Source organism: Rhizobium aethiopicum, assembly GCF_014197535.1.
Taxonomy (GTDB): Bacteria; Pseudomonadota; Alphaproteobacteria; order Rhizobiales; family Rhizobiaceae; genus Rhizobium; species Rhizobium aethiopicum_A.
The window spans coordinates 69,340-83,770 of record NZ_JACIFV010000001.1 but is presented as its reverse complement, the minus strand read 5'-3'; the positions used below and the strand labels follow the sequence as shown (position 1 = coordinate 83,770).

Below are 14,431 nucleotides of genomic sequence, written 5' to 3'. Positions count from 1 at the left end.
AGGTCTCACACGGGCTCGTAGGGAACGTTTATGTCGGACGCACCAGTCATCCAGCCCGGAACGGGCAGTCCTTTCGACCGCAGAAAATCCGGATTGAAAAGCTTCGACTGGTAGCGGTTGCCGTAGTCGCAGAGGATTGTCACCACCGTGTGACCGGGTCCGAGATCGCGGGCGAGATTGACCGCGCCGGCAATGTTGATCGCGGTCGAGCCGCCGAGGCACAGCCCCTCGTTTTCGACGAGGTCGAAAAGATAGGGAAGCGCTTCGGCATCGGAAATCCGATAGGCATAATCGGGGGTAAAACCCACGAGATTGGCAGTGATGCGGCCCTGGCCGATGCCTTCGGTGATCGAGGATCCCTCGGATTTCAGCGTGCCGTTCTGATAGAACTCATAGAGTGCGGCGCCGTCGGGATCGGCAATGCCGATCTTGATGTCGGCCTTGAAAGCCTTCAGGCCAGTCGCCACACCCGCCAGCGTGCCGCCGGAGCCGACGGAGCAGATAAAGCCGTCGATCTTGCCATCCGTATCGTTCCAGATTTCCGGTGCGGTCGTTTCGATATGCGCCTGGCGGTTGGCGACGTTGTCGAACTGGTTTGCCCAGATCGCACCGTTCGGTTCACTCTTCGCCATTTGTTCGGCGAGGCGCCCGGACACTTTCACATAGTTGTTCGGGTTCTTGTAGGGAACGGCGGGCACCTCGACGAGTTCGGCGCCGAGCAGTTTCAGCGCGTCCTTCTTTTCCTGGCTCTGCGTTTCCGGGATGACGATGACGGTGCGGTAGCCGAGCGCCTTGGCGACCAGCGTCAGCCCGATGCCGGTATTGCCGGCCGTGCCTTCGACGATGATGCCGCCGGGCCGAAGCAGCCCCTTCCGCTCCGCATCGCGGATGATGTAGAGCGCGGCACGGTCCTTGACCGACTGGCCGGGGTTCAGGAACTCCGCCTTGCCGAGAATGGTGCAGCCGGTTGCCGCCGAGGCGCCCTTGAGTTTGATCAGGGGCGTATTGCCGATGGCTTCGAGGACGGAGGGATGGAAGGTCATGGAATCTGCCTCTTTCGAACTCTTACTTTAGGAACGGTCTTTTCCCTTCACAAGGCTGTGTTGGCAAGAAATGCTATTCCATGCCCCTGGCTGCCACGATAAAATTTCGCTTTCCTTACCCGAAACAGCGCTCGACCGCGATCCCACCGTGTCGCGGTGATCCGAAGATTGACGTTCCCCGTACGGATGATGACAAGGCGACAACGGAACACGGGTAGCCGGGCGTGGCCGAAAACCGAGATGATTCACGAGCAGATTGCCGACCGCGGGCAGCGCCTTGCGGCAATCTTCTCCTCCATTTCTCCCGATTCTGAGCCGCAGGCCGCCAGGAGACCCGAAACCGCCCTGTTTCCCCGGGCATTGCGCGCTCTTGTCGGCTTCGAGGTCGCGGACGTCCCCTGGCGCAAGTGGCTGCCCGGCCTTAAGGAATATTCGCTCGACATGGACGGCTGCGAGGTCCGTCTGATGTGGATCCGCCCTGGCCGCGCCTTGCCGGCGCACACTCATAAAGGCGTGGAGCTGATCCTCGTTGTCGACGGCGCTTTCAACGATGAGCGCGGCCATTTAGGCCCCGGCGACATCTCGATTGCCGACGAAACTGGCGGTCATCGGCCGGTTGCCGAACAGGACAGGCCTTGCATTGCTTTCGCGGTGTCCGACCGACCGATCCGGCTGACCGGGTCCTTTCGTCAGATAATCGGCGACCTGATCGGCTGAAAGCAGCCACAATGGTGTGATAGAGCCGTAAATCCGGGAGGCGCAAAGAACTTCCGGACCTGTTTTCGTGCTGGTTAGGCAGAGCCGGAGGAGCATGTGATGCGTGATTTCATTGCCCGTCCCGAACATGGAATCGTCTGGATATCAGGCGCGAGCTCGGGTATCGGCCGGGCCCTTGCGCTCAAGCTTGCCGCCGAAGGATATAAGGTCGCCGTCACCGCCAGAAGCCACGAGAAGCTGGTCGAGTTGCAGGCCGAAGCCAGCGGCCTGTCCGGCAATATTATCGTCCTCGACGGGGATGTCACCGATGCCGAGGACATGGAACATGTCCTGGCCTCCATCGAATATGAGCATGGCACGCTGGCCATGGCGATCCTCAATGCCGGTGTCTATCTGCCGGTCCACGCCGAGGACCTGAACCGCGCCGATTTCGAAAAGAGCTTTGCCGTCAATCTTTCCGGCGTCGTCAACTGTCTGTTGCCTGCGATCCGCCATATGAAGGCGAAAGGGCAGGGACAGATCGCCATCGTCTCTTCCGTCACCGGTTATGGCGGCCTGCCGACGGGGGCTGCCTATGGCGCCACCAAGGCGGCGTTGATCAACATGGCCGAAAGCCTGAAATTCGATCTCGACAAGATGGGCATCCGCATCCAGCTCATCAGCCCGGGCTTCGTTGACATGCCGACGGTGGGGAAGAGCGCCTTTCTCATGCCGGCGCCGGTGTCGCTCGAGGAGGCTGCCCGCCAGATTGCCGGCGGACTGAAATCGCGGGCTTTCGAGATCGCTTTCCCCAGGCGCTTCACCACGATGGTGAAGCTGGCGCGTCTGCTACCCTATGGCGCTTATTTCCCACTGATGAACCATCTGACTGGCTGGCGGCAGCGACCGCCGCTGGATGATCATCATCCGGTGATGCCGCACCCTGCGGAATGATCAACAGCGCAGGAGGACGGGTAGTCGGAACGCGCGGATCAAAAGTCTGATGCGGAAGAAGTCTCTATCTGCCGCGACATGAAAAGGCCGGCATAAACCGGCCTTTCCGAGGTGGTGCGCTTTTGCGCGACATGTTTCAAAGCGGCGATTACCTGCTCAGTTGTCGTATTCGCGGCAGGCTTCGCTGATCGATGCGCCGCTCTCACCGCCGCGCGTATCGACACCGGTCCCCTGCTGCGGCATGCCGGCGCATTCCATCGCCTGCGGCGGTCGGATGCTCTGGGTCGTGGTCGGATCGACGGGCGCGACCTGGACGGGGTGCATGCCATTGTCGCTGTTGGTGTAATCGGACGAATAGTTACCTGAACCCGGATCGGTCGAGCCGCCATTCGTCGGTCCGATGGGATCCGGATTCGACTGGGCAAAGGCTGACGTTGCCATGCCGATCGCGAGCAGCGAAGCGGCAATGAGGGATTTGGTCATGAGGATATCCTCCTTTGATTTTCATCATGGATGACCTCTGGGTAACCACCTGCAGGAGCCATTGTTCCGATATTTTTGAAAAACCTGCACGCGGAGTTTGCATCGTGCGCAAACCTTAATGGCCGAAGTTGCTGGAAAGGCTCCAAAGCACGCAGCGTCGCTGTCCTGCCCAGGCTTGCAAAACGCAGCGATTTGCCGTTTCATCGGCACCACCACCATCCGACACTCCTCCTTATCGAGATACGCTCTTGTACCCGCCGATGCCCCACGGCTTCGAGAAGCCTTATGCCGCCTTCCTCTTCGACATGGACGGCACCATCCTCAATTCGATCCTCGCCGCCGAGCGTGTTTGGAGCGACTGGGCAAGACGCCATGGGCTCGATGTCGCCGCCTTCTTGCCGAAGATGCACGGATCGCGCGGCATTGACACAATCACCCGGCTGAACCTGCCGGGTGTCGATCCCGAACATGAGGCAAGGCTGGTGACCGAGGCTGAAGTTGCCGATGTCGGCGATGTCGCTGCCATTCCAGGCGCAGCCGCCTTCCTGGCCTCGCTGCCGCCCGATCGCTGGGCGATCGTTACCTCGTCGCCCCTGCGCCTTGCCCGCCGCCGGCTGGAAGCGGCGGGCCTGCCTCTGCCGAAATTCATGGTGACGGCGGAAGATGTGACGGTCGGAAAGCCCGATCCGCAATGTTATATTCTCGGCGCCGAACGCCTCGGCGTCAGCACGCGGGATTGTCTGGTGTTTGAGGATGTCGCAGCCGGCATCAAGGCCGGCGAGGCGGCCGGCGCCGATGTCATGGTCGTTACCGCAACCCATCACCATAAGATGGAGACGCCGCATTCGACGATCTCGTCCTATGACGAAATCGCCGTCCGCATCTCAGCCGACCATAAAATGCTTGTGGTCCCGAGCGCCGCCTGACATCGCCAGATTCGCCGGTGCGCATTCACTCCGCCGCTGCGGCGAGACAGCGATCGATGATCCTGCCGATTTCGCTGCGGCAGGAGCCGCAATTGGTTCCGGCGCTCGTTTCCTTGCCCACCTCTTCGACGCTGTGGCATCCGCCGCGCACCGCGGCGGCGATCTGGTTGACCCCGACACTGAAGCAGGAGCAGACGGTCGCACCGGGATCCGGTCGGCCGCCGCCGGGACGACCTGCGACCAGCGCAAAGCGTTTCCTGAGGTCGCCATGCACGACAGAGAGTTGCGAGATTGCCCAGTTGCGTGCGACGGCAACCGGTTCGCCTGCAAGAAACAGTGCGGCAAGCAGGATCTCGCCATCGAAGAAGGCGAGCCTGAGGTCGCCCGATTGCCGGTCGGCGTAACCCAGGGGTTCGATCTCGGCCGGAATGGCGAACACCCTCCGGCACCAAGCCGTCCAGTCTTCGACAGCCTCGGTGAAGGCAAGTTCCAGCCGCCAGCCGCCGGCAGCCTTCGCCACCGCCCAATAGGCCGCGTCGGGTTTGTCCGGTTTGATGGCCGAGACCGCGAAACCATAATGGCTGGCGCGGAAGGGCCGAACGGCGACGGCAACGTTCTTCGACGCCGGCTGGCCGGAAAGAGGGTCGGTGATCGGCGCGACCACGGCGTCGATCCGCGCTTTTGCCGCGAACTGGTCGTTCCAGTGCATGGGTGCGAAAACACCGCCGCGCGCCTGGCGGTCGGTCACCAGCGCTCGCACGATCGCTTTGCCGTGGGGGCTCTCGATCTCGACGAGGCCGGCGCTTGATATGCCGTTCTCGATCGCATCGCGCGGATGGATCTCGGCAAAGGGTTCGGCGATATGGGCGGAAAGCCGCGCGCTCTTCCCGGTTCTTGTCATCGTGTGCCACTGGTCGCGGATGCGGCCGGTGTTCAGCGTGAAGGGGAAATCGGCATTGGTGCGATCGGTTGCCGGTGGTTTGACCGCGACGAAGCGCGCCTTGCCGTCGGGATGGTAGAAGCCGCCCTCGGCGAAGAAGCGGGTGACGCCAGGCGCCGTCCCTGCCGGCTGCGGCCATTGAAAGGGCGACAGTTCGTCGAAGGCGCAACCGCTGATGTCGGCGTGGACGCCGATGTCGAAGTCGCGGCTGCCGTTGTTTTCGAAGGCGGAAAGCGCTGCATGTTCCGCAAAGATTGCCGCCGGTGCGTGGAAATCGAAAGCGGCGCCAAATCCCATGCGCCGGCCGACCTCCGCAAGCTGCCACCAGTCCGCTCTGGCGTCTCCCGGGACATCGAGAAACGGCCGCTGCCTGGAAATGCGGCGTTCAGAATTGGTAACAGTGCCGTCCTTCTCGCCCCAGCCGAGCGAGGGCAAAAGCACATGGGCGTGGCGGGTCGTATCTGTCTCTCTCAGAATGTCCGACACGACGACGAAGGGACAGGCGGCAATCGCGCTTTCTACGCTGTCGGCATCCGGCATCGACACAACAGGATTGGTGGCCATGACCCAGAGCGCCTTGATGCGCCCGTCCGCCACCGCGCGGAACATGTCGACCGCCTTCAGGCCGGGCTTTGCGGCGATGACGGGCGAATTCCAGAAGCGCTGCACGCGGTCGCGGTCATCCGCATTCTCGATCGCCATATGGGCGGCAAGCATATTGGCAAGGCCGCCGACCTCACGCCCGCCCATGGCGTTCGGCTGGCCGGTCAGCGAGAACGGCCCCATGCCGGGGCGGCCGATGCGGCCGGTCGCCAGGTGGCAATTGAGAATGGTGTTGACCTTGTCGGTGCCGGAGGAGGATTGGTTGACGCCCTGGCTGTAGCAAGTGACGACTTTCTCAGTCGTCTCGAACAGGCGGAAGAGCTCCCGGATCTGCATGGCCGGCAGGCCGGTCCGTTCCAGGAGGTCGTTGATGTCAAGCGCGGCCGCTGCCGCAAAAGCATCGCCGAAACCTTCGGTATGGGCGGCAATATAATTCTGGTCGATTGCCGGGCTTGTCGCGAGATGCGCAAACAATCCCATGAACAGCGCGACGTCGCCGTCCGGGCGAATTGCGAGATGCAGGTCGGCGATGTCGCAGGTCATCGTCCGGCGCGGATCGATGACGACGATCCGCATGCTGGGGCGTGCCGCCTTTGCGGCGGCAAGCCGCTGGTAGATGACAGGGTGGCACCAGGCGAGGTTGGAGCCGGTCAGGACCACCAGATCGGCGAGTTCGATATCCTCATAGGTTCCGGGCACCGTATCGGCACCGAAGGCGCGGCGATGCCCCGCGACGGATGAGGACATGCAAAGTCTGGAATTGGTGTCGATATTGGCTGAGCCGACAAAACCCTTCATCAGCTTGTTGGCGATGTAATAGTCTTCGGTCAGCAGTTGCCCCGAGACGTAGAAGGCAACCGAATCCGGCCCGTGTTCGGCGATCGTTTCGGAAAAGCGCTGGGCGACGAGATCAAGCGCCTCGTCCCAGCCGCTGCGTTCGCCCGAGACTTCGGGATAGAGAAGCCGGCCGTCGAGATCGATGGTTTCGGCAAGGGCCGAACCCTTCGAGCAGAGCCGGCCGAAATTCGACGGATGCTCGGGATCGCCTTTGACGCTGACGGCGCCCGCCTCATCGACCGTGGCGATGACGCCGCAGCCGACGCCGCAGTAGGGACAGGTGGTCTTGACCTCTGTCGTCATCTATTCCGCCGCCATCATCAGGCTTTCGAACGCGATGAAGAGGGCGCCGCCCTCGTTGCGGACCGGTATGGTCCGCACCGCGCCCTCGTCGGCGCCGAGCGCCTTACCGGTTTCGAGAGAGATCACCCAGTTGTGCAGCGGGCAGGTGACGGCCTTGGCATGCACGATGCCTTGGGAGAGCGGACCACCCTTGTGCGGGCAGTGATCCTCGATGGCGAAGACCTCGTTTTCGGCGGTGCGGAAGACGGCGATTTTGCCCTGCGGTGTCTTTACGCAGCGCGCACCGCGAAGGGGGATGTCGGAGATGTCACCGATCGGATGCCAGTTTTCATTGGACCAGGTCATATCAATCTCCTTATTCAGCTGCCTGCGGATAACCGATCGTCGCCATCGGCTTGAATTCATGCTTGTCCTTGCCGGAGACACGCTCCGACCAGGGGTCGACCTGGGCAAATTTCTGAGAGAAGACAAAGCGGTCGTAATAGGCTTTGCGCTTTTCGGCGTCGCCCATGATCTGCCGACGGATTTCCTCCAGGCCGATGCGCTTGGCCCATTTGTAGATACGCTCGAGATAGCGGGCCTGCTCGCGGTACATCTGCGTCAGCGCCACGATATGCTCCAGCGCCTCGTCTTCGGTCTTCACAAGCCCGAGCACCTCGGTGCCCTTGATGTCGAGACCGGCCGCACCGGCGAAGTGGATCTCGAAACCGGAATCCACACAGATCACGCCGATATCCTTGCAGGTTGCTTCCGCGCAATTGCGCGGGCAGCCGGACACCGCCATTTTCAGCTTGGCCGGGGTCCAGGAGCCCCACATGAACTTCTCGATGCGGATGCCGAGACCGGTAGAATCCTGGGTGCCGAAACGGCACCAGTCCGAACCGACGCAGGTCTTTACGGTGCGCAGGCCCTTGGCATAGGCCTGGCCCGAGACGAAGCCGGCTTTGCCGAGATCGGCCCAGACGGCGGGCAGGTCTTCCTTCTCGATGCCGAGCAGGTCGATGCGCTGGCCGCCCGTCACCTTCACCATCGGGATCTCGAACTTGTCGACGACATCGGCGATGGCGCGCAGCTCGTTCGAATTGGTGACGCCGCCCCACATCCGCGGAACGACGGAATAGGTGCCGTCCTTCTGAATGTTGGCGTGGACGCGCTCGTTGATGAAGCGCGACTGGTAGTCGTCGGCATATTCATCCGGCCAGTCGCAGACGAGGTAATAGTTGAGCGCCGGCCGACATTTGGCGCAGCCGCAGGAGGTCTTCCACTCCAGCTCCTGCATAACGGCGGGAATGCTCTTCAGTCCCTTCGCCTTGATCAGCCGGCGAACGTCGTCATGGCCGAGTTCGGTGCAGGTGCACATCGGCTGAACAGCAGCCGGGTTATAGCTGTCGCCGAGCGTCAGCGCCATGAGTTGCTCGACGAGGCCCGTGCACGAGCCGCACGAGGCCGACGCCTTCGTATGGGCGCGCACGTCGTCAAGCGACGTCAGTCCCTTGCTCGTGATCGTCGAAGTGATCTTGCCCTTGCATACGCCGTTGCAGCCACAGATTTCCGCGTCATCCGGCAAGGCTGCAACGGCCGCCATAGGGTCCAGCGGCGACCCTCCCTGATAGGCCTGTCCGAAGATCAGCGTCTCGCGCATCTCCGAAATATCGGTCGCTTTCTTTTTCAGGTCGTTGAACCAGGCGCCGTCGGCGGTTTCGCCGTAAAGCACGGTGCCGATGATCTTGTTGTCCTTCAGCACCAGGCGCTTGTAGACGCCGGCACTGGCATCGCGCAGCACGATCTCTTCACGATCGTCGCCATCGGCGAAGTCGCCGAGCGAATAAAGCTCGATGCCGGTGACCTTGAGCTTGGTCGGCGTATCCGCGTGAACGAAGGCGGGCGAGCGATCGCCGGAGAGATGCGCCGCGGCGACGCGGGCCATTTCATAAAGGGGGGCAACGAGGCCGTAGACCATGCCGCCCACTTCGGCGCATTCGCCGAGCGCAAAAATGTCGCCGTCCGAGGTCTGCATGCCGGCATCGACGACGATGCCGCGGTTGACCGCAAGGCCGGCATCCTTTGCCAGACCGACGCTAGGACGAATGCCGACGGCCATCACGACCAATGTTGCCGGAATGATGCGGCCGTCATCGAGCTCGATGCCCTCGACCCTGCCGTTGCCGACGATCGCCTTGGTATTGGCCTTGCAGATGACCTTGATACCGCGTTCTTCGACGGCCCTCTGCAGGAGATAGCCGGCGGCGGGATCGAGCTGACGCTCCATCAGCGTCGGCATGACGTGCAGTACGGTGACGTCCATGCCGCGCTGGGCAAGACCGGCCGCTGCTTCCAGGCCGAGCAGGCCGCCGCCGATGACGACGGCCTTTTCACGCGCCTGGGCGGCAAGCAGCATCGCCTGCACGTCGTCGAGGTCGCGATAGGTGATGACGCCGGGCAGATCCTTGCCGGGAACCGGGATGATGAAGGGCACCGAACCGGTGGCGATCACCAGCTTGTCGTAGCTTTCAGTGACGCCATGGTCTGACGTGACGGTCTTGGCGTCACGGTCGATATTGACGATCCTGTGGCCCTTGTAGAGCGTGATGCCGTGTTTGATATACCAGCCGTCACCATGAATGATGATCTGCTCGTAGTCCTTTTCGCCGGAGAGAACCGGCGACAGCATGATGCGGTCGTAATTGACGCGCGGCTCGGCATTGAAGATCGTCACTTCATAGCGTCCGGGCGCCTGTTCGAAGAGGTGCTCCAGCATGCGCCCGGGCGCCATGCCATTGCCGATGATAACGAGTTTTTCAGTCATATTTACAGTCCTTGGATCAGGTTGCAGCCACGGGCGCAGAGTGCCCCTGGCGCGACAATTGCTTAACGGACAGGTGCATCCAGATGAGCGAGATCGCGACGATCGCGAAAAGCAGCAGGAAACAGCTGGACCAAAGGCCGGTCATGTCCTTGAGGAGCCCAAAGGCGATCGGCAGAATGAAGCCGCCGAGCCCGCCCATCATGCCGACGATGCCGCCGACCGCGCCGACGCTGTCGGGGTAATAGGCCGGAATGTGCTTGTAGACGGCGGCCTTGCCGAGGCTCATGAAGAAGCCGAGCACGAAGATGACGACGATGAAGATGACCGGAGTGATCGCGGTGGCCGGCAGCGAAAGGATGAGAGTGGCCACAGCCGACACCGCAAACATCGCGTACATGACGCTGCGCGCGCCTTTCTTGTCCGACAGCACGCCGCCGAAGGCACGGAAGATGCTGCCCGGGATGGAGTAGGCGGCCGCGATCATGCCGGCCGTTTCCAGGTTGAAGCCATAGACGCCGACGAGATAGCGCGGCAGCCACAAGGACAGGGCGACGAAGCCGCCGAAGGCGAAGAAATAGTAGAGCGAGAAGCGCCAGACCTGAACGTTCTGCAGCGGCGCGAATTCCTGGGCCAGGCTCTTGGAGGCGACGCCGCGCTCGCGGCGAAGGCTGAAGGCCGGATCATCTGTCGTGGTGAACCAGAAGACGATGGCCATCAGCGCCAGACAGACGGCCCAGATCTCGGCAACTGCCTGCCAGCCCCATGCGAGCAGAACGAAGGGGGCTGCGAATTTGGTGACGGCCGCGCCAACGTTACCGGCGCCGAAGATGCCGAGCGCCGTCCCCTGCTTCTCGGCCGGGAAGAAAGGCGAGACATAGGCGACGCCGACTGCGAAGGAGCCGCCGGCAAGGCCGACACCAAGGCCGGCGATCAGCATCTGCGTATAGGTGTGGGCGTAGGAGAGCAGGAACGTCGCCAATGCGGCGGCAAGCATCGTCAGCGTGTAGACGAGACGACCGCCGTAACGCCCGGTCCAGATGCCGAGAACGATGCGCACGATCGAACCGGTGAGCACGGGCGTACCGATCAGCAGGCCGAACTCGGCCTCGTTCAGCCCGAGTTCCTGTTTGATGCGGATGCCGATGATCGCGAAGATCGTCCACACCGCAAAACAGAGGGTGAAGGCCACAGTGGAGATCCACAGTGCTTTGGCTGGTTCGCCGGCTGACATGGGCTGCACTTTCTCGATGGCAGACATAGCTTCTCCGTGGCCCGACAAGGTCGTGCCGATCCATTGCTGGGGGTTAAAACAAAAAAGCCGCTGGTCAGGACGCGCTTGCACGAGGCGCGCGAATATCCTGATCAGCGGCTTTGCTGGTGGCGCCCGCCGTTGGACGCCCAATCATTGGCCTTCCGGCCTATCTATCTCAAAGCAATCCGAACACCGGGTTGCTGAAAATTTGATCGACTACTGTTTGCTTTGCATGTCGCAACGTAGCCCGTGTCTTGATGAGCGCCTGCGTGTGCCCATTTTGCCCCGATCGCCGTTGATCTGTGCAATACAAGCTAAGCAAGTCGCGTGCCAATTTTCCAGGTGTTGCTCAAGTCTTTGAAATAAAAGCTTTTCGAGGGAGATTTCAGCCTTGCCTGTTTTTCGCGCAGCGGCAGAGGTGCAAATCTTTTGTGCGTTGCGATAGGGCGAGCGGCGATCCGTGCTGGCGTTTTGTGCAGGCCGGTTTGGTATCAGGTTTCGTCGTTGCCGGTGAAGAAGGGCAGGGTGCTCCTGACGGCAAAGCCCGCGACATAATCCGGCAGCTCTGCGGGATCGAAGATCCGACCATCCATGAAGCGATCGTTCTCTTCGCCGCCTTCGACACGAATATCGGCGTCAACGGGCGCGTTGTTGTCACCTAGAGCTGCGCGATAGAGATCCGGCCGGTAGGCGGAGGTGGCGGCCCGTGCCTTGTTGAGGCTGGTCTCCGCCTGCCCCCAGCGGATCATCTGGCTGTAAATCCAGAGGGCATGGCTCGGCCTCGGATAGTTGGCGAAATCGGAGTGGAATTGAAAATATTCGGGAATGACGCGCCGGTTGCTCCTGGCATCGAGGTTGAATTCGCCAGCGAGGACGCGGCGGATGATGTTTACCGGGGCGGCGATGTAACGGGGATCGGCAAGGGCCGCTGCCAACGCGTCGTGATTGTCCGGGCGGTCGCACCAGCGCGCTGCAGCGTCGAGCGCCACGATCAATCGGGAAACGGTCTCGGGATGGCTTTCGGCCCAATCCGGCCGCATGCCGATCACCTTTTCAGGAGCCGAGGGCCAGATATCCTGCTTGGCGGCGACGATACGGCCGAGCCCGCGCTCGGAGGCAACCATATTCCACGGGGCGCCGACACAGAACCCGTCGATCGCACCGGCCGCCAACGCGTCTGATGTCATGGGCGGCGGCACGACGACGAGCTTGACGTCCTTGTCGGGATCGATGCCGCCGGCCGCCAGCCAGTAACGGAATTCGTAATTGTGGGAGGAGAAAGGATAGGTGACGCCGAAGGTCGGCAGCGGCTCTTCGCGCGCCTTCATTGCCGCCAATGTTTTTGCCAAGGCGCGGGCATTGTCGAGCGCGCCTGCCGTTTCCGGCAAGCGGGCGTCCTCGCGCATCCTCTCGAAGAGCCGGGCCGATAGGGTGATGGCATTGCCGCCGCGCCCCAACGAAAAAGGCGTGATCGTCGGCGACGGGTTGGAGCCGAGGCCGAGCATCGAAGCGACCGGCATCGGCGAAAGCATATGGGCGATGTCGAATTGGCGAAATGCCAGGCGGTCGCGAACATTCGCCCAGGAAACGTCCTTGGCGAGATCGAGCGTCAGGCCTTCTTTCCGTGCAAAACCGAATTCTGCCGCCGCAATCAGCACCGATGCGTCGACAAGCGGAATGAATCCCGCCCGCAGCACCTTCGCGCCTTCATTGTTCACGCGTGCGGGCAAGGGCAGCCCGCCGGAATTGCCGCTCTTCGTCATCATATCCACTCCGGTTTCCTCCGGAAATTCGCAATATCGGCCATTACATCAAAAGCCCCGCGGCGGTGACGACGCTCTGGGCGATCTCCGACATTTTCTTCTTTTCGTTCATTGCCGTCTGGCGCAGCAGGGCGAAGGCCTCTTCCTCGGAGAGGCCGCGCATCTTCATGAGTATGCCCTTGGCGCGCTCGATGAGCTTGCGTTCTTCAAGCGCCGAGCGGGCATCGGCGAGCTCGCGCCGCAGCCGGCTGAAGGCATTGAAGCGGCTGACGGCCATGTCGAGGATCGGCTTGACCCGCTCCTTCTTCAAGCCGTCGACGATATAGGCCGAGACGCCGGCGTCGACGGCGGCCTCGATCGAGGCCGTATCGGAGCGATCGACGAACATGGCGATTGGGCGGCTGACCGTGCGCGTCAGCTGGAACAGGTGTTCCATCATGTCGCGGTTGGGATTCTCGATATCGATGATGATCACGTCGGGCATCAGCGTTTCGATCGTTCGCGCGATGCCGTTGACCTCGTGCACGACGGTGACGCGCGCATGCCCTGCCTCGCGCAGTCCTTCCTCGATAATGGAGGCGCGTATGGCATTTTCGTCGATCACCAGAATTGTCAGATCGCGATGCGTCATTCGTATATTTATGACGCGCTGCAGCAATTTTTGCAAGGTGTCCGCCTGAAAAATGTGCATAAAATTGCATGCATAAAAAATAATCAAATGCCGTAGTTTCAGGCTCGCGGCGAGGTCGAGCGTCACCGTGCAGCGCGGGTCGTGTGCTTTGGGGGCGGCGATCGTTCGCCCGCGTCTCTTTCGTCGCGCATCTCTGCCGGAAAAATAATGCCGCAGCAGGCCGGAAATCGAAAGAGCATGCCTTCGGTTATCGTGGTATATGACTTACTTAAAGTCCTGGGATGGGATTTGCCTTTGGCCGGCGCGATCAAAGAGTCGCAATCTCACGGCCGCTTCCGGCGGACAGATCCTATGGCCTCGATTTTAGATGAATAAGATTGGACACAAGGCTTTGGAGGGCCGACCATGAGCTTACGTATCAACGATATTGCCCCCGATTTTACCGCCGACACCACACAGGGACCAATCAGCTTCCATGATTGGATCGGCAGCGGCTGGGCCGTCCTGTTCTCGCACCCGAAGAATTTCACGCCTGTCTGCACGACGGAGCTCGGCGCCATGGCCGGCCTCGCCGACGAGTTTTCCAAGCGCGGCGTCAAGATCATCGGCATCTCCGTCGATCCGGTCGAAAGCCATGCCAAGTGGAAGGGCGACATCAGGACCGCAACCGGCTTCGACGTCGATTATCCCTTGATCGGCGATAAGGACCTGAAGGTCGCCAAGCTCTACGACATGCTGCCGGCCGGCGCCGGCGACAGTTCCGAAGGCCGCACGCCTGCCGACAACGCGACGGTGCGTTCGGTCTTCGTCATCGGCCCGGACAAGAAGATCAAGCTGATCCTGACCTATCCGATGACGACGGGCCGCAATTTCAATGAAATCCTGCGCGCCATCGACTCCATCCAGCTGACGGCCAAGCACCAGGTGGCGACGCCGGCAAACTGGAATCAGGGCGAAGATGTCATCATCACCGCCGCCGTTTCCAACGACGACGCGATCGCGCGTTTCGGCTCCTTCGATACGGTTCTGCCCTATCTCAGGAAGACGAAGCAGCCGGCGGCCTGAAAACGGCTTTTCAAACCCGTTCCCGAAGCCGCCGGGGCCATTGCCCGGCGGCTTTTTTCATGCCTGCATTGCGAAATGGGGAAGCTTCACGCCTTGATCGATGTTATCTAACATGAGCGTCGCGATGGA

12 protein-coding genes and 1 pseudogene are annotated in these 14,431 nt (G+C 61.6%); 5 read left to right on the top strand and 8 right to left on the bottom strand.

Annotation, left to right across the window (positions count from 1 at the left end):
• Positions 1 to 5: 5 nt before the first annotated feature.
• The gene (locus GGD53_RS00455; protein WP_184452632.1) at positions 6 to 1,043 is read right to left on the bottom strand and encodes a cysteine synthase A; all 1,038 of its coding nucleotides are present in this window, start codon (positions 1,041 to 1,043) and stop codon (positions 6 to 8) included.
• A gap of 255 nt (positions 1,044 to 1,298) precedes the next feature.
• Here GGD53_RS00455 and GGD53_RS00450 point away from each other — a divergent pair.
• Positions 1,299 to 1,760 (top strand): annotated as a pseudogene (locus tag GGD53_RS00450) (cupin domain-containing protein); the annotation flags it as partial.
• A 99-nt stretch (positions 1,761 to 1,859) separates the two neighbouring features.
• Positions 1,860 to 2,693 carry an SDR family NAD(P)-dependent oxidoreductase gene (locus GGD53_RS00445; RefSeq protein WP_184452630.1) on the top strand — a complete coding sequence of 278 codons (834 nt, stop codon included), beginning with the start codon at positions 1,860 to 1,862 and terminating at the stop codon, positions 2,691 to 2,693.
• A 156-nt stretch (positions 2,694 to 2,849) separates the two neighbouring features.
• On the opposite strand, the gene GGD53_RS00440 is transcribed toward GGD53_RS00445, so the two are convergent.
• Positions 2,850 to 3,176, bottom strand: a complete 327-nt coding sequence (locus GGD53_RS00440; protein WP_184452628.1) for a hypothetical protein — start codon at positions 3,174 to 3,176, stop codon at positions 2,850 to 2,852.
• Positions 3,177 to 3,436: 260 nt separating this feature from the next.
• On the opposite strand from GGD53_RS00440, the gene GGD53_RS00435 reads away from it, so the two are divergent.
• Complete coding sequence (locus tag GGD53_RS00435; RefSeq protein ID WP_432443130.1) at positions 3,437 to 4,102, top strand: HAD family hydrolase; 666 nt, start codon at positions 3,437 to 3,439, stop codon at positions 4,100 to 4,102.
• 25 nt (positions 4,103 to 4,127) lie between these two features.
• Here GGD53_RS00435 and GGD53_RS00430 read toward each other — a convergent pair whose 3' ends face one another.
• The 6 genes from GGD53_RS00430 to GGD53_RS00405 all read right to left on the bottom strand — a co-directional run bounded on the left by GGD53_RS00430 (position 4,128) and on the right by GGD53_RS00405 (position 13,237).
• Complete coding sequence (locus tag GGD53_RS00430; RefSeq protein ID WP_184452624.1) at positions 4,128 to 6,785, bottom strand: nitrate reductase; 2,658 nt, start codon at positions 6,783 to 6,785, stop codon at positions 4,128 to 4,130.
• Entirely contained in the window at positions 6,786 to 7,130 is a 345-nt protein-coding gene (gene nirD, locus GGD53_RS00425; protein ID WP_184452622.1) for a nitrite reductase small subunit NirD, read from the bottom strand. It abuts the gene before it with no gap.
• Between the two features lie 10 nt (positions 7,131 to 7,140).
• Positions 7,141 to 9,591: a nitrite reductase large subunit NirB gene (gene nirB, locus GGD53_RS00420; protein ID WP_184452620.1), complete on the bottom strand. Its 2,451-nt coding sequence runs from the start codon at positions 9,589 to 9,591 to the stop codon at positions 7,141 to 7,143.
• Between the two features lie 16 nt (positions 9,592 to 9,607).
• On the bottom strand, positions 9,608 to 10,849 hold the full coding sequence (locus GGD53_RS00415; RefSeq protein WP_184452618.1) for an MFS transporter: 1,242 nt from the start codon (positions 10,847 to 10,849) through the stop codon (positions 9,608 to 9,610).
• Positions 10,850 to 11,334: 485 nt separating this feature from the next.
• Positions 11,335 to 12,615 carry an ABC transporter substrate-binding protein gene (locus GGD53_RS00410; RefSeq protein WP_184452617.1) on the bottom strand — a complete coding sequence of 427 codons (1,281 nt, stop codon included), beginning with the start codon at positions 12,613 to 12,615 and terminating at the stop codon, positions 11,335 to 11,337.
• A 34-nt stretch (positions 12,616 to 12,649) separates the two neighbouring features.
• Positions 12,650 to 13,237 (bottom strand): ANTAR domain-containing response regulator, encoded by a 588-nt coding sequence (locus GGD53_RS00405; RefSeq protein WP_011425077.1) that lies wholly within the window; start codon positions 13,235 to 13,237, stop codon positions 12,650 to 12,652.
• Positions 13,238 to 13,444: 207 nt separating this feature from the next.
• Between GGD53_RS00405 and GGD53_RS00400 the strand changes: the two genes are divergently transcribed.
• Positions 13,445 to 13,612: a hypothetical protein gene (locus tag GGD53_RS00400; protein ID WP_184453521.1), complete on the top strand. Its 168-nt coding sequence runs from the start codon at positions 13,445 to 13,447 to the stop codon at positions 13,610 to 13,612.
• 30 nt (positions 13,613 to 13,642) lie between these two features.
• Entirely contained in the window at positions 13,643 to 14,302 is a 660-nt protein-coding gene (locus GGD53_RS00395) for a peroxiredoxin (protein ID WP_184452615.1), read from the top strand.
• The last annotated feature ends 129 nt before the right edge of the window (positions 14,303 to 14,431 follow it).